This window comes from Oceanimonas sp. AH20CE76 (assembly GCF_039654065.1).
Lineage (GTDB): Bacteria > Pseudomonadota > Gammaproteobacteria > Enterobacterales > Aeromonadaceae > Oceanimonas > Oceanimonas smirnovii.
This window is the reverse complement of record NZ_CP155481.1, coordinates 2,218,615-2,239,661: the sequence shown is the minus strand read 5'-3', so window position 1 is coordinate 2,239,661 and position 21,047 is coordinate 2,218,615. Positions and strand designations below refer to the sequence as shown.

General features: G+C 57.0%; 14 protein-coding genes and 1 pseudogene. 13 read left to right on the top strand and 2 right to left on the bottom strand.

Annotation, left to right across the window (positions count from 1 at the left end):
• The first annotated feature begins 7 nt into the window (after nt 1–7).
• The 11 genes from bamA to tilS all read left to right on the top strand — a co-directional run bounded on the left by bamA (nt 8) and on the right by tilS (nt 15,819).
• Entirely contained in the window at nt 8–2,428 is a 2,421-nt protein-coding gene (gene bamA, locus N2M06_RS10890) for an outer membrane protein assembly factor BamA (RefSeq protein ID WP_346350764.1), read from the top strand.
• An 11-nt stretch (nt 2,429–2,439) separates the two neighbouring features.
• The gene (locus tag N2M06_RS10885) at nt 2,440–2,940 is read left to right on the top strand and encodes an OmpH family outer membrane protein (protein WP_346350763.1); all 501 of its coding nucleotides are present in this window, start codon (nt 2,440–2,442) and stop codon (nt 2,938–2,940) included.
• 13 nt (nt 2,941–2,953) lie between these two features.
• Nucleotides 2,954–3,976 carry a UDP-3-O-(3-hydroxymyristoyl)glucosamine N-acyltransferase gene (lpxD, locus tag N2M06_RS10880; protein WP_346350762.1) on the top strand — a complete coding sequence of 341 codons (1,023 nt, stop codon included), beginning with the start codon at nt 2,954–2,956 and terminating at the stop codon, nt 3,974–3,976.
• Between the two features lie 25 nt (nt 3,977–4,001).
• On the top strand, nt 4,002–4,463 hold the full coding sequence (gene fabZ, locus N2M06_RS10875) for a 3-hydroxyacyl-ACP dehydratase FabZ (RefSeq protein ID WP_014293049.1): 462 nt from the start codon (nt 4,002–4,004) through the stop codon (nt 4,461–4,463).
• A 2-nt stretch (nt 4,464–4,465) separates the two neighbouring features.
• Complete coding sequence (gene lpxA, locus N2M06_RS10870; protein ID WP_026344723.1) at nt 4,466–5,257, top strand: acyl-ACP--UDP-N-acetylglucosamine O-acyltransferase; 792 nt, start codon at nt 4,466–4,468, stop codon at nt 5,255–5,257.
• Nucleotides 5,250–6,398, top strand: coding sequence for a lipid-A-disaccharide synthase (gene lpxB / locus N2M06_RS10865; RefSeq protein ID WP_317075367.1), 1,149 nt, complete (start codon nt 5,250–5,252; stop codon nt 6,396–6,398). The genes lpxA and lpxB overlap by 8 nt, the downstream gene beginning before the upstream one ends.
• A complete protein-coding gene (rnhB, locus tag N2M06_RS10860; RefSeq protein ID WP_019934210.1) occupies nt 6,395–6,988 on the top strand; it encodes a ribonuclease HII in 594 nt (197 codons plus the stop codon). The genes lpxB and rnhB overlap by 4 nt, the downstream gene beginning before the upstream one ends.
• The gene (dnaE, locus tag N2M06_RS10855) at nt 6,985–10,458 is read left to right on the top strand and encodes a DNA polymerase III subunit alpha (RefSeq protein WP_317075248.1); all 3,474 of its coding nucleotides are present in this window, start codon (nt 6,985–6,987) and stop codon (nt 10,456–10,458) included. The genes rnhB and dnaE overlap by 4 nt, the downstream gene beginning before the upstream one ends.
• Before the next feature lie 9 nt (nt 10,459–10,467).
• On the top strand, nt 10,468–11,424 hold the full coding sequence (accA, locus tag N2M06_RS10850) for an acetyl-CoA carboxylase carboxyl transferase subunit alpha (protein WP_019934208.1): 957 nt from the start codon (nt 10,468–10,470) through the stop codon (nt 11,422–11,424).
• 187 nt (nt 11,425–11,611) lie between these two features.
• Nucleotides 11,612–14,497 carry a two-component regulator propeller domain-containing protein gene (locus N2M06_RS10845; protein ID WP_346350761.1) on the top strand — a complete coding sequence of 962 codons (2,886 nt, stop codon included), beginning with the start codon at nt 11,612–11,614 and terminating at the stop codon, nt 14,495–14,497.
• On the top strand, nt 14,494–15,819 hold the full coding sequence (gene tilS / locus N2M06_RS10840; RefSeq protein ID WP_346350760.1) for a tRNA lysidine(34) synthetase TilS: 1,326 nt from the start codon (nt 14,494–14,496) through the stop codon (nt 15,817–15,819). Before N2M06_RS10845 ends, tilS begins: the two co-directional genes overlap by 4 nt.
• Nucleotides 15,820–16,539: 720 nt before the next feature.
• On the opposite strand, the pseudogene N2M06_RS10835 reads toward tilS, so the two are convergent.
• A pseudogene (locus tag N2M06_RS10835) lies at nt 16,540–17,700 on the bottom strand (chorismate mutase); the annotation flags it as partial.
• A gap of 123 nt (nt 17,701–17,823) precedes the next feature.
• The gene (raiA, locus tag N2M06_RS10830) at nt 17,824–18,159 is read right to left on the bottom strand and encodes a ribosome-associated translation inhibitor RaiA (protein ID WP_346350759.1); all 336 of its coding nucleotides are present in this window, start codon (nt 18,157–18,159) and stop codon (nt 17,824–17,826) included.
• Between the two features lie 167 nt (nt 18,160–18,326).
• On the opposite strand from raiA, the gene N2M06_RS10825 reads away from it, so the two are divergent.
• Both N2M06_RS10825 and N2M06_RS10820 read left to right on the top strand, forming a co-directional pair.
• Entirely contained in the window at nt 18,327–20,231 is a 1,905-nt protein-coding gene (locus N2M06_RS10825; RefSeq protein ID WP_346350758.1) for a transglycosylase SLT domain-containing protein, read from the top strand.
• The gene (locus N2M06_RS10820) at nt 20,221–21,024 is read left to right on the top strand and encodes an NAD(P)-binding domain-containing protein (RefSeq protein WP_346350757.1); all 804 of its coding nucleotides are present in this window, start codon (nt 20,221–20,223) and stop codon (nt 21,022–21,024) included. Before N2M06_RS10825 ends, N2M06_RS10820 begins: the two co-directional genes overlap by 11 nt.
• Nucleotides 21,025–21,047 lie beyond the last annotated feature (23 nt).

The window sequence follows — 21,047 nt, the reverse complement described above, 5'->3', positions numbered from 1 at the left end:
TCAGGCTATGGCAAAAACAAGGGCAGTAAAACACACCCTCGCCGCTTCCTGCCTGCTGGGTGCCAGCATGCTGGCACAGGCACAGAGCAATGTGGCCCCCTTTGTAGTGGAAGATATTCAGGTAAACGGTTTGCAGCGGGTCACCCTGGGTGCCGCTCTGCTCAGCCTGCCGGTACGGGTTGGTGAGGAAGTGGATCAGGGGCGTCTGGCCGAGGCCATTCGCAGTCTTTACGCCTCCGGTAACTTTGAGCAGGTACAGCTGCTGCGTGACGGCGGTACGCTGGTGGTACAGGTGACCGAACGGCCCACCATTGCCGGCATCAGCTTCAGCGGCAACAAAGAAATAAAGGAAGAGCAGCTGCGTGAAAGCCTGGAAAGTGCCGGCGTGCGTGTGGGTGAGCCCCTGGACCGCACCACCCTGAGCGAGCTTGAAAAAGGCCTAGAAGACTTTTATTACGGTGTGGGTAAATACTCTGCAGATGTTAAAGCCGTACTGACGCCGCTGCCCCGTAACCGGGTTGAGCTCAAGTTTGAGTTTATTGAAGGCAATGCTGCTGAAATCAAACAGATTAATATCGTCGGTAACCGGGCCTTTACCGAAGAGCAGCTGCTGGCTCAGCTGGAGTTGTCCGACAGTGTGCCCTGGTGGAATATTCTGGGTGACAAGCGCTACCAGAAACAAAAACTGGCCGGCGACATTGAAACCCTGCGCTCTTTCTATCGTGACCGGGGTTACCTCAAGGCGGAAATCACCTCTACTCAGGTATCAATGTCACCGGACAAGGAAGGGGTTTACATTACCCTGAACGTCACTGAGGGCGAACAATATACGGTATCCGGAGTCAGCCTGCGCGGTAATCTGATTGACCGTGAACGGGAAATGAACGAGCTGATCCCCATTGAAAATGGTGACCTCTATTCCGCCGGTGATGTGGCCCACATGGAAGAGCTGCTGTCCCGTTTTCTCGGCCGTTTTGGCTATGCCTATCCACGGATCAATACCTTTCCGCAAATTGATGAGGCCACCAACAAGGTTGAGCTGATCGTTAACATAGAGCCGGGTAACCGTGTGTATGTACGCCGTATCAATTTCAGCGGCAACGAAATCACCAAAGATGAAGTCTTGCGCCGGGAAATGCGTCAGATGGAAGGCACCTGGCTGTCCAGCGAAAACGTCGAGCAATCCCGTACCCGTCTGAACCGCCTGGGCTATTTTGAGCAGGTAGAAGTGGAGACGCAGCGTATTCCGGGCCAGGATGATCTGGTGGATCTTGGCGTTAAGGTAAAAGAGCAGCCTGCCGGCTCCATCAACTTTGGGGTAGGTTTTGGTACTGATTCCGGCTTCAGCATTCAGGCCGGTCTGCAGCAGGATAACTTCCTTGGAACAGGTAACCGGGTGGGCATCAACTCCCAGATGAACGATTACTCCAAGAATGTGTCACTGGATTATACCGACCCCTATTTCACGGTAGACGGCGTCAGTCTTGGCGGACGTATTTATTATCGCTCATTTGAGCCCGATGATGATCTGGGCTCCATTGACTATGAAAGCACCACCTATGGCGTGCGCGGGCTGACCGGCTTTCCGGTCAATGAAAACAACAGCCTGAACTTCAGTGCTGGCTATGAGCACAATACTCTGAGCCAGCCGACAGAGCCGTCCATTCAGCTGAATGACTTCTGGCTTGATAACGGTGCTGATCCCAAGGATAAAATCAGCTTTGATGACTTTGATATCACCGCCGGCTGGACCCGCAATACCCTGAACCGGGGCATCTTCCCTACCGCCGGCAGCCGTCAGAGTGCCAGCATCAAGGTAACAGTGCCCGGCTCGGATCTGCAGTATTACAAACTGAGCTTTGATGACGGCCATTATTTCCCGCTGGACCGCAAGCACAACTGGGTGCTGCATGGCAAATTCCGCGCCGCCTTTGCCGATGGCTACGGTGATACCGCACGTCTGCCCTTCTTTGAAAACTACTATGCCGGTGGTTTCAGCACATTGCGGGGCTTTAAGAGCAACTCGGTCGGACCGCGGGCGGTTTATCTGGAAGATCCTAAAGATCCTAATTCAAAGAAGGTAACTGACGGCAGTGCCATTGGCGGTAACGCCCTGCTGGCTGCGTCGCTCGAGCTGATTGTGCCCACGCCCTTTGCCGGTGAAGATCTGCAGCGCTCTTTGCGTACCAGCCTGTTTATGGATGTGGGCACCGTCTGGGATACCAACTATGACGCATCGGATTTCACCAATTGCGATCAGGGCTGTTATGACTTTGGCGACCCGAGTGAATATCGCGCTGCGGCCGGTGTCAGCATGCAGTGGCTGTCGCCGCTCGGCCCGCTGGTGTTCTCTCTGGCCACACCGGTAACCGAGGTGGAAGGGGACAGAACCGAAGTCTTTAACTTCAATATCGGACGTACGTTTTAAAGGAGTGTTACATGAACAGATTGATTCAACTGGCCGGCGCCCTGGTGCTGGTCATGACAGCGACTTTTGCTCAGGCCCAGGGCAAGATAGCGGTGGTGGATACGGCAGAAGTATTTCAGAAAATGCCTCAGCGTGACGTAGTACGTAATCAGCTGCAAAACGAATTTGCTTCGCGGGTAAAAGAAGTTCAGCAGCTGGAACAGCAAGGCCGCAGCTTTGTGGAAAAACAGCAAAAAGACATGGCCTTCATGAACGACAGCCAGAAAGCAGAAGCCCAGAAAAAGCTGAATGACATGCAGGCTACCTTTGTCCAGAAAGCCCGCTCACTGGAGCAGGACAGAGCCAAACGTGAGCAGGAAGAACGGCAGAAAATGCTGTCGCGCATCAAGGGCGCGATAGATGATATCACCAAGGCGCAAGGGCTGGATCTGGTGATTGAACGAGGAGCGGTGATTTATGTCAATCCTTCTCTCGATATCACTCAACAGGTGATCAGCCGCGTCAGTAAGTAACAAGAGCAAGATCATGAGCATTACACTGCAACAACTGGCCCAGGAGCTGGGCGCTGAGCTGCGTGGCGAACCGGCGCAGCTTATTCATAAGGTGACCACCCTGGATAAAGCAGGCCCCGGCGATGTGGCCTTTCTGACGGATGGTAAATATCAGCATCTGCTGAAAGACACCAGAGCCTCTGCAGTGATACTGCGTGAAGCCGACAGTCAGGCTTGCCCGGTAGCTTGTCTGGTGATGAGTGATCCGTATCTTGGCTTTGCCCTGGCCGCTCAGGCGCTGGATACCACACCGGCTCCGGCGCTGGATATTCACCCCAGTGCCGTGGTGGCCGCCGATGCTGCCCTTGGTGACGGTGTGGCCATTGGGGCTAACGCGGTCATTGAGTCCGGTGTAGTGCTTGAAGAAGGCGTTATCATTGGTCCGGGTTGCTTCGTCGGCAAGAATACGCGCCTGGGCGCGCGCACCCGGCTATGGGCTAATGTGACTGTCTACCATGGCGTGACCATGGGAACTGACTGTCTGGTGCAGTCCGGTGCCGTTATCGGCTCAGATGGCTTCGGCTATGCCAATAACAAGGGTGAGTGGATAAAAATTCCTCAGCTTGGTGGCGTGGTGATCGGTAACCGGGTAGAAATTGGTGCCTGCACTACCATCGACAGAGGAGCGCTGGATGATACCCGCATTGCCGACAATGTGATTATCGACAATCAGTGTCAGATAGCACACAACGTAGACATCGGCTACGGCACCGCCATAGCCGGCGGCACCATCATGGCCGGTAGTCTCAAGGTCGGTAAATATTGTATTATTGGCGGTGCTTCTGTGTTTAATGGCCATATGGAAATCTGTGATGGGGTCACCATTACCGGTATGGCCATGGTGATGCGCCCCATTACCGAGCCCGGCATTTATTCCTCCGGCATTCCGCTGCAACCGAACAAGGAGTGGCGCAAAACGGCGGCGCGCGTGATGCGCATAGACGATATGCACAAGCGGCTGAGCCAGCTTGAAAAAAAACTGAACAACAACGATTAAGCACACTTTTTGGTAGGGTTAAATTTTGAGTAACGAACTGAATCAGTTGGACATCCAGGAAATTCTGGAACTGTTGCCGCATCGCTATCCTTTTCTGATGGTCGACAAGGTAGCTCACTACGAAATAAGCCCGGAGCGTAAAACCCTGCGCGGCATCAAGAATGTATCGTTCAACGAGCCCATGTTCACCGGCCACTTTCCCAACAAGCCGGTATTTCCCGGTGTGCTGATCCTGGAAGCCATGGCTCAGGCCACCGGTATTCTGGCATTTAAAATGGTCGGTAAGCCCAAGCCCAACGAGCTGTACTATTTTGCTTCCATCGACAATGCCCGTTTCAAGCGTCCTGTGGTGCCGGGAGATCAGCTGGTGCTGGATGTGGTGTATCTGAAAGAGCGCAGAGGCATTGCCAAATTTACCGGTGTTGCCAGTGTTGACGGTGAAGTGGTTTGCACCGCCGAACTGATGTGCGCCAAACGCGAGGGTTAAGTGTGAGTGAACAAGGTACAGTGATCCATGAAACCGCCATCGTTCACCCGGATGCCGTGATTGGCAAGGGTGTGGAGATAGGCCCCTGGACCCTGATAGGTCCGGAAGTTGAAATCGGTGATCATTGCCAGATTGCCTCTCATGTGGTGATTAAGGGGCCGACCCGCATTGGCAAGCGCAACCGTATTTTTCAGTTTGCCTCCATCGGTGAAGACTGCCAGGACAAGAAATATGCCGGCGAACGCACCGTGCTGGAAATTGGCGACGACAACGTGATTCGTGAGTCCTGTACCTTTCACCGGGGGACGTCCCAGGACGAAAGCCTGACCACTGTCGGCAGCCGTAACCTGTTTATGGTGAACGTGCACGTGGCCCACGACTGCCGCATTGGCAGCGACTGCATTTTTGCCAACAATGCCACTCTGGCAGGACATGTGCACATTGGCGATCATGTTATTTTTGGTGGTCATGCCGCCATTCACCAGTTTGGCCGGGTTGGCAGTCATGCCTTTATTGCCGGCTGTGCCGCCCTGAATAAAGACGTGCCGCCCTATGTGATGGCGGCCGGACACTATGCCAAGCCCTTTGGCATCAATTCCGAAGGGCTGCGTCGTCGCGGCTTCAGCAAGGAAGGCATCTCTGCCATTAAACAGGCTTACCGGGAACTGTTTCGCAGCGGTAAAACCGTGGAAGAGGTCATTCCGGTACTGGAAAGTCTGTGTGAAACACAGCCTGAGGTAAGCATCATGGTCGATTTCCTCAAGGCCAACGAGCGCGGTATTATTCGTGCCTGAGGTGCCGCTTCGTATTGGTATTGTGGCCGGAGAAGTTTCCGGCGACACGCTGGGGGCGGGGCTCATTCGCGAGCTGCGCCGCCGTCATCCCGATGCCATTTTTGAAGGCATTGCCGGCCCGCAGATGCAGGACGAAGGTTGTCGGGCCCTGTTTGAGATGGACGAGCTGGCGGTCATGGGCATAGTGGAAGTGCTGGGCCGGCTGCCGCGCATTCTGCACATTCGCAGGCGCATTATTCAGCACTTTATCGATAATCCGCCTGATGTGTTTATCGGTATCGATGCCCCCGACTTCAACATCGGCGTTGAACTCAAGCTCAAGCAGGCCGGCATTGCCACCGTGCATTATGTCAGCCCATCGGTCTGGGCCTGGCGGCAAAACCGCATCCATAAAATTAAAGCTGCCACCGACATGGTGCTGGCCTTTCTTCCTTTTGAAAAAGCCTTTTACGATCGCTTTGACGCGCCCTGCCGTTTTATTGGCCATACCCTGGCCGACAAAATGCCACTGGTGCCCGACACACGGGGTGCCCGTGAACGACTGGGACTGAACGCTGATGGCCGCTATCTGGCGCTGCTGCCCGGCAGTCGTCATGCCGAAGTGACTCTGCTTGCGCCCGTGTATCTGGAAGCCTGCAAGCAACTCAAGGTGCGCCACCCCGAACTGGAATTTGTGGTGCCATTAACCAGTGAGAAGCGCCGGCAGGAATTTTCGGCCATCAAAAAAACCGTGGCTCCTGATCTTGAGGTGATCTTGATAGAAGGTCAGGGCCGGGAAGTGATGACCGCCGCCGATGTGATTTTGCTGGCATCGGGTACCGCCACGCTTGAGGCCATGCTGGCCAAAAAGCCCATGGTAGTGGGCTATAAACTGAAAGACTTCAGCTACTGGCTGGCTCAACGGCTGGTAAAAACCGAGCATGTGTCTCTGCCCAACCTGCTGGCAAACCAGACCCTGGTGACCGAGCTTATTCAGCACGAATGCACGCCGGGCCACATAGTGGACGAGGTGGGCAAGCTGCTTGATAACGACACCAGTGAGCTGATTGCTCACTTTACGCAATTGCATAAACGCATTCGTTGCAATGCCGATGAACAGGCCGCCCTGGCAGTGCTGGAGCTGGCAAAAAGAACATCATGACCGACATTATTTACCCCAGCGGCGTGCTGGTGGCCGGTGTTGACGAAGTGGGCCGGGGCCCGCTGGTGGGTGACGTGGTCACCGCCGCCGTTATTCTTGACCCGAACCATCCCATTCCGGGGCTTGCCGACTCCAAGGCCATCAGCGAGAAAAGGCGTGAAAAGCTGGCACCACTGATACGTGAACACGCCCTGGCCTGGGCCATCGGCCGCTGCTCCGCCGCCGAAATTGATCAGCTGAACATATTGCAGGCTACCCTGCTGGCCATGACACGGGCGGTGGCGGCGCTTGCCGTGCAACCCGGTTTTGTATTTATCGACGGCAACCGCTGCCCCGAGCTGCCCATGCCGGCACAGGCAGTGGTCAAGGGCGACAGCCGGGTAGCGGAGATCAGCGCCGCTTCCATTCTGGCCAAGGTAGCGCGGGATAATGAAATGCTGGCGCTGGATGCCATGTATCCGCAATACGGTTTTGCCCGCCACAAAGGGTACCCCACCAAGGAACATCTGGCAGCGCTGGCCGAGCATGGCGCTTTGCCCGAGCATCGTAAAAGCTTTAAACCTGTTGCCAGAGCGCTGGAGCGGATATGACGCCGGGCTTTATTCACCTTCGCATTCACTCCGACTTTTCCATGGTGGACGGGCTGGCCAAAATTGGTCCCATCACCGCCAGAGTGCAGGAGCTGGGTTATCCGGCGCTGGCGCTGACTGATGAGATGAACCTCTGTGGTCTGGTGCGCTTTTATGGTGATGCGCATAAAAAAGGCCTTAAACCGCTGGTGGGTGCAGACTTCTGGCTGCAAAGCGAAGAGATGGGCGAGCAGCTGTTTCGTCTTACTCTTTTAGCCATGGATAATACCGGCTATCAGAATATTACCCAGCTTATTTCCAGAGCTTATCTGCGTGGTCATATTCAGCACAGGCCGGTGATCGACAAAGCCTGGCTTGCCGAGCTCAGCGACGGCCTTATTGTGCTGTCCGGGGGCCGGGAAGGGGATGTGGGCACTTATCTGCTGAAAGGCAACCAGGCCCTGGCGGAGCAGTGCCTCGCTTTTTATCAGCAGCATTTTCCCGACCGTTATTATGTGGAGCTGCTGCGCACCGGCCGGCCCGATGAAGAAAGCTATCTGCATATGGCGGTGGCGCTGGCGGCTGAGCAGCAGCTGCCGGTGGTGGCCACCAATGAAGTGGTGTTTCTTGATAAAGACGACTTTGACGCCCACGAAATTCGTGTTGCCATTCACGACGGCTACACCCTTGACGACAAGCGCCGTCCCAGGCGCTACAGCCCCGAGCAATATCTTAAAAGTGCTGAGGAAATGGCCGAGCTGTTTGCCGACATTCCCGAGGCGCTGGAAAACAGCGTGGAGATTGCCAAGCGCTGCAACGTGACCGTGCGCCTGGGCGAGTATTTTTTGCCCGACTTTCCTACCGGCGACATGAGCATTGAAGACTTTCTGGTCAAATGCTCGCAAGAAGGGCTGGAAGAGCGGCTGGCGTTTCTGTTTCCGGACCCGGCAGTGCGAGCCGAAAAGCGCGGTGAATACGACGAGCGGCTGCAGATTGAGCTCGATGTGATCAACCAGATGGGCTTTCCCGGCTATTTTCTGATCGTGATGGAGTTCATTCAATGGTCCAAGGATAACGGTATTCCTGTGGGACCGGGCCGGGGCTCGGGTGCCGGCTCCCTGGTGGCCTACGCCCTGAAGATCACCGATCTTGATCCGCTTGAATTCGATCTGCTGTTTGAACGTTTTCTTAATCCCGAGCGGGTGTCCATGCCCGACTTTGACATCGACTTCTGCATGGACAGACGGGACGAGGTGATCGATCATGTGGCCGAGCTCTATGGCCGGGATGCGGTATCCCAGATCATTACCTTTGGCACCATGGCTGCCAAGGCGGTGGTGCGCGATGTGGGCCGGGTGCTGGGCCACCCTTATGGCTTTGTGGATCGTATTTCCAAGCTGATCCCGCCCGATCCGGGCATGACCCTGGCCAAGGCCTTTGAGGCTGAACCCAAGCTGCCTGAGCTTTACGATCAGGATGAAGAAGTGCGTGCCTTGATTGATATGGCCCGCATTCTGGAAGGGGTGACCCGTAACGCCGGCAAACATGCCGGCGGCGTGGTCATTGCTCCCACCAAAATCACCGATTTTGCCCCGCTCTATTGCGATGCCGAAGGTCATCATCCGGTGACCCAGTTTGATAAAAACGATGTAGAGTCTGCCGGCCTGGTGAAGTTTGACTTTCTTGGCCTGCGCACCCTCACCATCATTGACTGGGCGCTGGGCATGATCAACCCCAGGCTGGAGCAGGAAGGCAAGCCGCCTGTCGACATTGCCGCCATTCCCATTGACGACAAGGCTTCTTTCCAGCTGCTCAAGCGCCATGAAACCACGGCGGTATTCCAGCTGGAATCCCGTGGCATGAAGGACCTGATCAAGCGCCTGCAGCCGGACTGTTTTGAAGACATGATCGCTCTGGTAGCGCTGTTTCGCCCGGGGCCTTTGCAGTCGGGCATGGTAGATAACTTTATCGACCGCAAGCACGGCCGCGAGGCGGTGTCTTACCCCGATGAACAGTGGCAGCACGACTCTCTCAAGCCGATTCTTGAGCCTACCTACGGCATTATCCTGTATCAGGAGCAGGTGATGCAGATTGCCCAGGTATTGGCGGGCTATTCGCTGGGCGGCGCTGACCTGCTGCGCCGGGCCATGGGTAAAAAGAAGCCTGAGGAGATGGCCAAGCAGCGGGCCGGCTTTGAAGCGGGGGCTGTGGCCAACGGCATCGACGGCGAGCTGGCAATGAAGATCTTCGATCTGGTGGAAAAATTCGCCGGATATGGCTTCAACAAGTCACATTCTGCCGCTTATGCGCTGGTGTCTTATCAGACTCTGTGGCTTAAAACCCACTTTCCGGCGGAGTTTATGGCGGCGGTGATGACTGCCGATATGGACAACACCGACAAGGTAGTGACGCTGGTGGATGAGTGCCAGCGCATGGGGCTGACGCTGAGTCCGCCCGATGTCAATACCGGCCGCTATCGCTTTACCGTGAATGAAGACGGTCACATAGTGTATGGTATCGGGGCCATCAAGGGCGTGGGCGAGTCACCTATTGAGTCCATTCTTGCTGCGCGTGAACGTGGCGGTCCCTTCCGTGATTTATTCGACTTCTGCAACCGGGTAGATCTTAAAAAGCTCAACAAGCGAGTGATGGAAAAGCTGATCCTGTCGGGTGCCATGGATAAGCTGGGTCCGCACCGGGCGTCCATGATGGCTACCCTTGAGGAAGCCATGAAGGCGGCGGATCAGCATGCCAAAGCAGAGGCGCTGGGCCAGGGCGACATGTTTGGCGTGCTGGTAGAAGAAGACAAGGTGGAGCACGCTTTTGCCGATGTGCCCCACTGGCCCGACAAAATCTGGCTGGAAGGAGAGCGGGACACTCTTGGCTTGTATCTTACCGGTCACCCCATTAACCAATATGCCAGAGAGCTGCGTCATTACACCAGTGGCCGGCTTAATGAGGTACAGCCCGGCGGGCGTGACAGACTCAGCACGGTAGCGGGGCTGGTGATTGCCGCCAGGGTGATGACCACCAAGCGGGGCAACCGCATGGGCATTCTGACCCTGGATGATAAATCGGGCCGTTTGGATGTGACTCTGTTTTCTGATGCGCTGGAACGCTATGAGTCTTTGCTGGAAAAAGATAAAATTCTGGTTATCAGTGGACAGGTCAGCTTTGACGACTTCTCCGGAGGCCTTAAAATGTCGGCCAGAGAGGTGCTTGATATCAGCGATGCCCGGGAGCGGTTTGCTCGGGGCCTTGCACTGTATATAGATAAAAGCCGCATAGAACAGGGCTTTTTTACTCAATTGCTGGATATACTCACGCCGGTTAGGGCGGGCGTATGTCCTGTGCGTGTGACCTACCACCGACCCGGCGCACGAGCCGAGCTGACTCTGGGCACAGAATGGCGGGTAACCCCCACTGACGATATGCTCGATTCGCTAAAGGGCCTGCTGGGTGCGGACAGGGTCGAACTGATTTTTGACTAGAGGGCAGCCATGAGCCACCATTTTCTGGATTTTGAACAACCTATTGCCGAACTTCAGGCCCAGATTGAAGAACTTCGTCACGTAGGCGAAGGCGACGGCCTCGATATCGATCTGGATGAAGAGATCGGTCGTTTGGAAGTGAAACGTGATGAGCTGACTAAAAAGGTGTTCAGCAATCTGGGTCCCTGGCAGATTTCCCAGCTGGCCCGCCACCCTCGTCGTCCTTATACTCAGGACTACCTGGAGATGATGTTTGGTGAGTTCGACGAGCTGGCCGGCGATCGGGCCTATGCCGACGACAAGGCCATTGTGGGTGGTGTGGCCCGCTTTGAAGGCCGTCCGGTCATGGTGATCGGCCACCAGAAGGGGCGTGAAACCAAAGAAAAGATAAAGCGTAACTTTGGCATGCCCCGTCCGGAAGGCTACCGCAAGGCCCTGCGTCTGATGGAAATGGCCGAGCGCTTTAAAATGCCCATTCTTACCTTTATCGACACCCCCGGTGCCTACCCGGGTGTGGGCGCTGAAGAGCGCGGCCAGAGTGAAGCCATTGCCCGCAACCTGAAAGTGATGTCGGGCCTCAAAACTCCCATCATCTGTACCGTAGTGGGCGAAGGCGGATCCGGCGGTGCCCTGGCCATTGGCGTGGGTGACCGTGTGAACATGCTGCAATATTCCACCTATTCGGTGATCTCACCGGAAGGCTGTGCTTCTATTCTGTGGAAGAGTGCTGACAAGGCTTCGGTGGCTGCCGAGGCCATGGGCATTACCGCCGGTCGTATTCATGAGCTGGGTCTTATCGACAACGTAGTGGAAGAGCCCATGGGCGGTGCCCACAGTAATCCATTACTGACCGCCGAGCGTCTGAAAGCGCGCCTTGTCGCCGATCTGGCCGACCTTGATCAGCTTGATACCGACACCCTGCTTGAACAGCGCTATCAGCGCCTGATGAAATACGGTTACTGCTAAACCCCGGCTTTGCCGGGAGCTGTCAGCTTTAAGCGATAAGAAAAGTCAAGGTTGGGACTTGTCCCAACCTGGCTGTTACTTCCGGCTTTCAGCTCCCAGCTCCTCAAAGAGGCGCACCCACAGTAAACTCCGGCCAAAACTGTTATATTCCGGCTAAGAACGGAACCAATTAACAGGGAATGTTTACATGAACCTCCGTCACCTGCAGCTGCTTGCCGGCTTTTGCTGGCTGCTCATCGCACTGCCCCCCGCGGCTGCCCAGTCGCCACTGAAGAACTTTTACCAGGACAGCTGGAATACCCGTAACGGTCTGCCTCACAACAGCATCAACAGCATGGCGCAAACGCCCGAAGGCTACCTCTGGTTTGCCACCTGGGAAGGAATATCCCGCTACAACGGGCGGGGATTTCATACTTTTGTGCGTGGTGAGCAAACCGGTCTGCCTGACTCGGGTATTCGTGGCCTTACGCTGGACGATGACGGCCTGCTGGTAGTCGGTGCCCGAGGCGGTTTCAGCCGCTATCAGCATCCTCGTTGGTTTCCTCAGCAGCACCTGCCAGCCATGGTAAACCATGTGTTACGTGATAATCGCGGCCGGCTGTGGTTTGCCACCGAAGGGGACGGCATCTATATGCGCGACGCTCAAGGTGAACAGCATCACTTCTCTGTGCAACAGGGCCTGCCCGGGCTGGCGGTATACCGGCTGCTGCAGACAAGTGACGGGCGGATCTGGGCGGGTACGTCCCGTGGCCTGGCGGTTATTGGTCCCAATAATATCATCAGTGTAAACCGGCATATTCCCGCCGCTCCTGTGCTGGCGCTGCTGCAAACCCGGGAAGAACAGTTACTGGTAGGCTCGGCTCAAGGGCTCTATGGCAGCAAAGATCAGCACTTTGAATTGATGCACCCGCAGCTTGCCGAAGAGGCCATCAGCAGCTTGTTGCAGGACAGGGACGGGGCGCTCTGGATTGGCACCACAGATCGCGGGCTGGCGCGGCTGGGCAGTTTGGGGCTGGAGCGGCTTGGCATGGAGCAGGGACTGCCCGATAACCGTGTGCTGTCGTTGTTGCAGGATACCGAAGGTAATATCTGGGTGGGCACCAATGGTGGTTTGCTGCGCCTTCGTGATGCCCCTTTTACCAGCTTTACTCAGGAGCAGGGGCTGGCAGGTAACTATGTGCGTTCTGTGTTGGCCGACGATAACGGCCAGGTATGGGCAGGCACCAGCAATGGCCTGAGCGTGATTGATGCTGACGGCACCCGAGCCGTTCCGGTCTTACTGCCGGATGGCAAGACGCCGTCCATTCTTAGTCTGGCCCGTCAGGGGGATATTCTCTGGTTGGGTACCTATACCCATGGTCTGGTCGGACTCAAACCCGGACAGCAGCCGGTTATTATCGACCGGGATCAGGGTCTTAGTGCCAATGAGGTTCGCGCCATATTACCCGCACGGGACGGCAGTCTGTGGGTGGGCACCGCGGAAGGACTGAGCCGGGTGCATCAGGGCCGGGTATTAACCTACGGCAAGCAGGACGGCCTGCCTGGCGAATTTGTGATGGCACTGCATCAGGCGGAAAACAATGATATCTGGGTAGGAACCGGGGTAGGGGCAGCCATTATTGAGCAAGGGAATCCATCCCGGATTCGTACTCTGGATCTGCACAGCCAGGAAAATGCCGAATATGCCTTTGGTTTTTATCAGCAGCCGGGCAGTGATGCGGTGTGGATTGCGACGGATCGTGGCTTGCTGCGTTACCGTTACACTGACAGCAGCCTGTCGATGGTAGGCCGGCCCCATGGTCTGCCCATTGAAAAAATGTTTCAGCCGGTAGCGGATTATCATGGCGGGATCTGGGTGACGACCAACCGCGGTATACTGCGGCTGGATTTGCAGCAGGCCCATCAGGCTGCAGATGGTGAGCTGGCTGTCATTGCGTTTGAACTCTTTGGTGAAGGTGACGGTATGGCCAGCAGCCAGGCCAATGGCGGCTCAGGCCCTTCAGCAACGCTGGCTGCTGATGGCAGTATATGGGTAGCCACCGCCATGGGAGTGGCGCGGGTACAGCCTGAGCGTCTGGCTGAGCTTGTTCAAAATAATCTGCCGGTGGTGCTGGAACAGGTCACCGTGAATGGCCAACCTGTGGTGCCAGATACACCGTTGAAACTGCCTGCCGGTAGTGAGCGTATACAAATCGGGTTTGCCGGTCTGGGGTATGTGATGCCTGAGCGGATCCGCTATCGCACCCGGCTGGAAGGCTTTGACAAGGAGTGGGTAGAGCGGGGAGATCAGAGTCTGGCGGAATACACTAATCTGGCTCCGGGTAACTATCGTCTGCAGGTGGCAGCCGCTTATCCTTACAGTCGCTGGAGTGACCGACAGGCCAGTCTGAGCTTCAATATTGCGCCTTTTTTCTGGCAGCGTCCGCTATTCTGGGCAATGTTGGCGGTGGCCGGACTGATACTGCTGTGGGGAATATTTCAGCTGCGCCTGCGAATGCTTAAACATAATGCCGCTACCCTGCGGCGGCTGGTGCATGAAAAAACCGAAGCGCTGCAACAGCAAACCCAGAACTTTGAACGTCAGGCGCGGGAAGATCAGCTGACCGGCCTTGCTAACCGGCGGGCCTTTGATGACTGGCTGGCTCAGGCCTGGCAGCGTTTTAGTGATAAAAACCAAGGGTTTTGCCTGGCGGTTGTTGATATTGATCACTTTAAGCGGGTTAATGACCAGTGGTCCCACAGTGTGGGTGATGAAGCCATTAAAACGCTGGCCCGAATCCTGAGTACACAGGTGCGTGAGCAGGACTATGTGGCACGCTGGGGGGGCGAGGAGTTTACTCTGTTGTTTCCCGATACCCGGCTGCATGATGCCATGGCGGTCTGTGAGCGTATTCGGCAGCGGGTGGCAGATTTTGACTGTAGTGCCATTGCCGAGGGCTTAAGTCTGACTATTTCGCTGGGAGTGGCTGAGGCGTTTGCCACTGAAAGTGCTGACCGGCTGTTGGCCAAAGCCGATCAGGCGCTTTATCGAGCCAAAAATAACGGTCGTAACCGGGTAGAAGCTGCTTCATGAACGAATATCATCATGTTTACCAATGCCTCAAGGATCTGTACCCGAACGGGCCACTTTATGTCGGCTTCAGTGGCGGGCTGGACTCTACGGTGCTGCTGGCGCTGGCGGCGCGCTTTGCCAGAGAGCAGGGCCGTGAGCTGACCGCCCTGCATGTTCATCATGGTCTGCAGGCCGCCGCCGATGCCTGGCCGGCGCACTGTCGGCAAGTGGCGGCCAGTCTGGGGGTGGAATGCCGGGTGTTAACCGTCACCGTGGCAACCGGTCCGCGGGTAAGCCTTGAGGCCGCTGCCCGCCATGCCCGTTATGCCGCTCTTGCCGCTGAGCTGCCGGCAGGAGCGGCACTGCTGACCGGCCATCATCTGGATGATCAGGCCGAGACCCTGCTGCTGGCCCTGAAGCGGGGGGCAGGTGTTGCCGGTCTGGCTGCCATGCCGGAGCATAAACCGTTGGGCAGGGGCGTGCAGTTACGGCCTTTGCTGCATCTTTCCCGTGCCGAGCTTGAGCGGTTTGCTGCCGAGCAGGGGTTGAACTGGGTGGAGGACCCGTCCAATGCCGATAACCGCTTTGATCGCAACTTTCTGCGCAATGAAATATTGCCGCGGCTGCTGACGCAATGGCCGGCCTTTGCACGCACCGTCAGCCGCAGTGCAGCGCTCTGTGCTGAGCAGCTGGAGCTGGCACAGGATCTGGCCCGGCAGGATTTGATCGGGCTGGTTAATAGTGCCGGTGGCTTGAGTGTGACTGATTTGCGGTCTTTTACTCTGGCCAGACGTAATAATGCGCTGCGCCATTGGCTGAGTGAGCGAGGGCTGTATTTAAGTCACAGCCAGCTGGCGGTGGCCTGGAATGAACTGGCACTGGCCGCTGAAGATGCAACCCCTGTGCTTGAGATTAAAGGCGTCAAGCTGCGCCGCTATCAGGGCCATTTGTATGTAACAGCACGGGAAAGCGAACCAGTGGCTCTGAATACCATCAAGCCCGGATGCTGGAATGAGCTGGCCGTGGGCCGGCTGCAGTTGCAGCCGGTAACAGCAGGTGCCGATATCACAATGGCACCGGAGCAGCTGCATATTGCCTTTGGGATCACTGGCCTGCGGGGGCAGCCGGCAGGGCGGCACGGCTCGCGGCCGCTGAAAAAACTCTGGCAGGAATATGGCATACCGCCCTGGCAGCGAGGGCGGATCCCCTTGTTGATGCACGGTGAGCGGCTGGTCGCCGCTCTCGGGTTATTTATCTGCGAGGAATATGCCGCCAACCCCCACCAGCCCGGCTGGAAAATTGAATACAGCGCTGAACCCGAGGGTACAGGGAGTGGGGAATAGGGGTTACCGGTACAAACTCTGGGCCAGCTGCTCCAGGACCCGGTCATTGCCGGTTACCGGCAGCGCAAAACCACTGACACCGGTGGCGCTTAACGCTTCTGCCAGGCGAGGCAGAGTGGCGGCGTCTCCGTTTAAGCGGCTGACCAGCGGCAGGTGGGTCTGGCCGCTCAGTTCCAGCAGGCGGGCCAGCGGTAAGGCCTGCGTATCCAGCAGAGCAAGCTGCTGGTTGCCTTGCTGCAGAATATGCTGAGCCAACCGTAAACTGTGCCCGGGCTCTTCACTCAGCTCTAGTAGCAAGGGCCGGGTACAGCGGCCCGCGGCATTTAACAATGCTTCATTGCCGGCGGCACTGGTATCCAGCAGCAGCAGATCCACCTGTTCGGCGGCTCTGTGCACCTGTTCGGCACTGGTCACCCTGGTCATGGCTGCCAGATCAAAGCGGTCGGCACTGGCATGCAACTGCTGCAGGCGCTTCAAACCCTGCTCGGCACTCACATCACTGAAGCAATCCACCGCCAGCACCTGGCCGCCCTGCTCCTTGATGCTGCGGGCCAGCTCATCCAGCCGCTCGGTACCTGGCCAGCCGGCCAGCTCGGCAATCAGCAGCGGCTCGTCGTCGCCCAGCATAAAAGGACCAATCTGTACCTGAGTGTTGTTTGCCTTGTAATGACGGCTATAACGTACCGGCTCGTCGCTCTGGCCGGCGCTTTTGCTCTTGTTCAGCAGGCGGGCAGGAATACGAGTGGGAGCCACCTCGGCACTGGGGTAACAGCCCAGCACCTTGATAAAACGAGTGATGCGGCCCAGCTCTTTCATGGCAGCCTGCATATCGGCACTATTTACATTGGCAGCCACATCCACATAAAACATCTCTTCCCAGGGATTGCCGATAATGGGGCGCGACTCCAGCCGGGTCATGGTAATGCCGTGGTTGCGCAGCACCAGCAGGGCTTCTACCAGGGCACCGCTTTGCTGGCCGGTCGACATGATAAAGCTGGTTTTGGCCGGAATTTGCTCTGCGACTTCAATGGGTTTGCGTGCCACCACAATAAAGCGGGTCATGTTCTGCTTCTGGTTGGCCAGGCCTTCCACCAGTGGTGTCAGACCATGCAGCTCGCCGCCGTCGGCACTGCCCAGGGCCGCCACGTCCGCACGCTTCAGTCTGGCTACCTGCTCCATGGCGTTGGATGATGCCGCGCAGAACTTCACCTCCAGCTCGCCCAGCCGGCTTAAATACTGGGAGCACTGCTGGTAAGGCTGAGAGTGAGTATAAAGCGTGGTGATTTGCTCCACACTGGTGTCGGTGGCCACCAGCAGACAATGCTCTATAGGCTGGGTCAGCTCACCCACAATCGACAGACTGGTGTGCTGCATTAAATCGAACACATCGTTAATGGCACCGGAGCTGGTATTTTCTATCGGCAAAATGCCATATTGCGCCCGGCCTGACTCCACGGTTTCAAATATCTGCTGAAAGGTCTCGCAGTTATGCTCTATCAGAGGGGCCTGAAAGCGCGACAGATATTTGCGCGCCGCCATATTGGAATAGGAGCCCTTAAGCCCCAGAAAGGCCACGCTGATAGCGGGCACTTCGTCCTGCGGGTTGAGCAGGTCCTGCAGCAGTGCCTGTTGTGACAGTACCGAATCTTCAATAACGGTGTGAAAAATGCGGGTAACAAAGTGAGCATCCAGCCCTAGCTGACGACCCTGTTCCACCAGCCTCACCAGCAGCGCCTGCTCCCGCTCCTGATCGCGAATGGGGCGGGGATTTTCCAGCTTGGCGCGGGCCACGTCCAGGCTAAGGGCCTTGCGTTGAGCCAGCAGGTTCAGCAGCTCTCGGTCCAGGTTAGTGATCTTGCTTCTAATGTCGTCCAACTTCATGAATAGGGCTTCCTTCCTCACCGGCATGCACACATAAAAAAGGCCTCCCGGTGGGAGGGAGGCCTGTTGATATATACATACTGAAAAGTGGTGCCAGAGGCAAGTGATTTCTGGAAAACCCGGTTATTCCTCGCTTTCTTCTTCTTCTGCTACCGGCTGACCGGCGTTGGCGCGCTGTGCCAGCGGCTTCTCTGCATATTTGGTTAGCTGACGTTCCAGTTTGTGACCAAGATCGTTGATAGCCGCATACAGGTTTTCATCTTCTGCCTGAGCAAACAGGGTTTCGCCCGGCACGCCGGCACTGGCTTCTACCAGATAATTCAGTCCTTCTTTCTGAATCATCACATGCGGTGTGATCAATGCAATCTGACGCCGGTTCAGCTTTTCAAAACGACTCTCAATCCGTTCACGGATGGCGGGAGTGATGTCAATAACTTGGCTGGAAATGGCAATGGACATAAAAGACCCCCTTGGTTGTTGTCGTCTGCTTACGGTTTCAGATTACTCCTTCGGTAATATGTTGTCGTGAGCTGGATCAATTAACGAATAAATTACCATTGGAGCATTGGCAGTCAGGCTGCCATTTCTTACGATAGCACTACTATATCGTCGCGGGAGCAAGCAGCGTGTTCAAACGGGCAGGAATCGGCATTTTATTACTTACTCTGGGAGTCACGGCTCAGGCATCGCCGCTCAGGGAGCAATATCGTCAGGCAGAGCAGGCCTTAAAGCAGAATAATACAGAACACTACCGGCAGCTCAGAGCCGGGTTGAATGACTATCCGCTGGTGCCTTATCTGGATTACCGCTATCTGGCGGACAGGCTCAGCTCGCTCAGCAGCCAGGATGTGACCGGTTTTATAAACCGCTACCCCGATTCGCAGCTGGCCGACCGGCTGGAGCGGCAATATCTGTTCCGTCTGGCCCGGGAGCAGCGCTGGCGTGATTTCCTGGCGCTGTATCCCGAGCTGCCCAACAGCACAGAGCTGCAATGTGCTCACTATCGGGCCAAGTGGGCCACCGGGGAGCAGGCCGAGGCACTCAAAGGCGCGGAACAACTCTGGAATTACGGCCGCTCCCGCCCCAATGCCTGTGATCCTTTATTTGATATCTGGAAGGCCAAAGGCGGTCAGACCGACGAGCAAATCTGGCAGCGTATGCTGCTGGCCTATGAAAACGGCCAGAGCGGGCTGATTAAATACCTCACCGGTCTGTTGAGTAAAAACGCCGGCCCCGACGGCGAGCTGTTAATGGCGCTGGATAACAATCCTGCTGTGCTGGCTGAACGTGATCGCTTTGGCAGCAGTCAGCGCCACAGTGATGCCATTGCCGTGGCGCTGGCCCGTCTGGCGGACAAGGATCCGGCGCTTACCATGGAGCTGTATTCCGGCTTCAAGCGCAAGCCCGGTTTAAGCAGTGCTCAGCAGGCCGAAATAGAGCGCAGCCTGGCCCGCCGCCTGATGTATAACCGCACTCATGAATATCGTCGCTGGCTGGATACGCGCCTGCCCGAGGTGGGCAGTGATGCGCTGTTTGAGCTGCGCACCCGGCTGGCTATCTGGGAGCAGGACTGGGAGCACCTGATTGGCTGGATAGACCGTCTTCCTGCCGAGGAGCAAAACAGCAGTCGCTGGCAATACTGGCGGGGCCGGGCGCTGGAACAAACCGGCAAGCCTGAGCAGGCCGCCACCGCCTTTGCCAAGGCTGCTGCCGAGCGGGAATACTACGGCTTTCTGGCGGCCCAGCACAGCCAGCGGCCCTATGCGCTTAACCGCAAGGCACCGCCGCCGGCACCCGAGTGGCGCACCGCCGTTAAAAACTGGCCGGCCCTGCTGCGGGTGGAAGAATGGCTGGCGCTGGGCAATAAATCGGCGGCCCGCAGCGAGTGGTATCACCTGCTGAGCAAGGTTGATGAGCAAGAAAAACTGGCGCTGGGTTCACTGGCACTGGAACGGGGCTGGCATGACAAGTCCATTCTGGCCAGTATTCGCGCCAAGGCCTGGGATCAGCTCGATTTGCGCTTTCCCGTTGTTTACCGCGATATTTTTCGCAAGCAGGCGGCCCGGCTGAAGCTGGACGAGCCCATTCTGTTTGCCATTGCCCGGCAGGAAAGCGCCTTCTATGAAGAAGCCCGCTCACCGGTAGGCGCCGGCGGTCTGATGCAGTTAATGCCGGCCACCGCCAAAGAAACTGCCCGCAAGCACAATATCAGTGACTACCGGCGCAGCAGCGATGTGTATGTGCCCGGTATTAATGTGCAGCTGGGCTCCAGCTATTTCAGTGAACTGCTGGCCCGTTACAACGGCAACCGCATTGCGGCCATTGCCGCCTACAACGCCGGCCCCGGCCGCATCGACCGCTGGCTCTCGGGCAGTGGCAGCCGGCCGCTGGATGTATGGGTAGAAAATATTCCCTATCGGGAAACCCGCGGATACGTACAGAACGTGCTGGCCTATTCCGTGGTGTATCAGGAAATGCTGGGCCAGCAGCACCACTTTCTTAAACCAAGCGAGCTGAACCATGTTTACTGAACGCAGCATTGCCATACTCGGGCTGGGCTGGCTGGGAGAGCCTCTTGGGCTCACATTGCAGCAACAGGGCTGGCAGGTGAGTGGTACCTGCCGGGATGAGTCCAAGGCAGAGCGGCTGCAGCAGCAAGGTCTGCATGCCATTACCATGGAGTTTAACCAGCCGCTGCCGGCGCAGTGGCCCGACGCGCTCAGGGCGCACACTCTGTTGCTGTGTATACCGCCTGGTAAACTGGATAACTATGCCAGCCGGCTGGGCCAGCTGGCTCAGGCCGCCGTGGCTGCCGGCACTCAGCGCGTGATCTTTACCAGTGCCACCTCTGTATATGGCGGCACCGGCATAAAAACCGAACATGACGCCAGCCCCGACGGCCCCAGAGGAGAGCGCATGCTGGCCGCCGAGCAAGCGGTGCAGGCCTGTGGGCCCGGGCAGGTGCTTATTTTGCGGCTGTCCGGCCTGGTGGGCGGCAACCGCGAGCCCGGGCGCTTTTTGGCGGGCAGGGAGTTTGACGGCGGCGACGAGCCGGTCAATCTGGTGGCGCAGGAAGACTTGTTACGGTTTATTCCGGCCCTGCTGGCGCGTAATGACTGGCCGGCCGTGCTGAACCTGAGTGCGCCGCATCATCCCAGCCGAAAGGACTTTTACCGCGAAGCGGCTCGTTTGCAGCAGCTGCCACCGCCCATCTTCAGCGGTGGCGGTGCCGGCAAGACCATAGACGGCAGTGCCATCTGCGGCTTGCTGGGCATGGATTACAGCGTGACCGACTGGTTTGAATGGCTGCAGGCGCGGCGCTGATTGCGAGGCCGTGCGGCAAGGAT

Bases quoted from the DNA above. Each gene is read 5' to 3' on its own strand.
- N2M06_RS10820 (WP_346350757.1), top strand. From the start codon at position 20,221: ATGTTTACTGAACGCAGCATTGCCATACTCGGGCTGGGCTGGCTGGGA.
- N2M06_RS10885 (WP_346350763.1), top strand. From the start codon at position 2,440: ATGAACAGATTGATTCAACTGGCCGGCGCCCTGGTGCTGGTCATGACA.
- bamA (WP_346350764.1), top strand. From the start codon at position 8: ATGGCAAAAACAAGGGCAGTAAAACACACCCTCGCCGCTTCCTGCCTG.
- dnaE (WP_317075248.1), top strand. From the start codon at position 6,985: ATGACGCCGGGCTTTATTCACCTTCGCATTCACTCCGACTTTTCCATG.
- tilS (WP_346350760.1), top strand. From the start codon at position 14,494: ATGAACGAATATCATCATGTTTACCAATGCCTCAAGGATCTGTACCCG.
- rnhB (WP_019934210.1), top strand. From the start codon at position 6,395: ATGACCGACATTATTTACCCCAGCGGCGTGCTGGTGGCCGGTGTTGAC.
- N2M06_RS10845 (WP_346350761.1), top strand. From the start codon at position 11,612: ATGAACCTCCGTCACCTGCAGCTGCTTGCCGGCTTTTGCTGGCTGCTC.
- lpxD (WP_346350762.1), top strand. From the start codon at position 2,954: ATGAGCATTACACTGCAACAACTGGCCCAGGAGCTGGGCGCTGAGCTG.
- accA (WP_019934208.1), top strand. From the start codon at position 10,468: ATGAGCCACCATTTTCTGGATTTTGAACAACCTATTGCCGAACTTCAG.
- raiA (WP_346350759.1), bottom strand. From the start codon at position 18,159: ATGTCCATTGCCATTTCCAGCCAAGTTATTGACATCACTCCCGCCATC.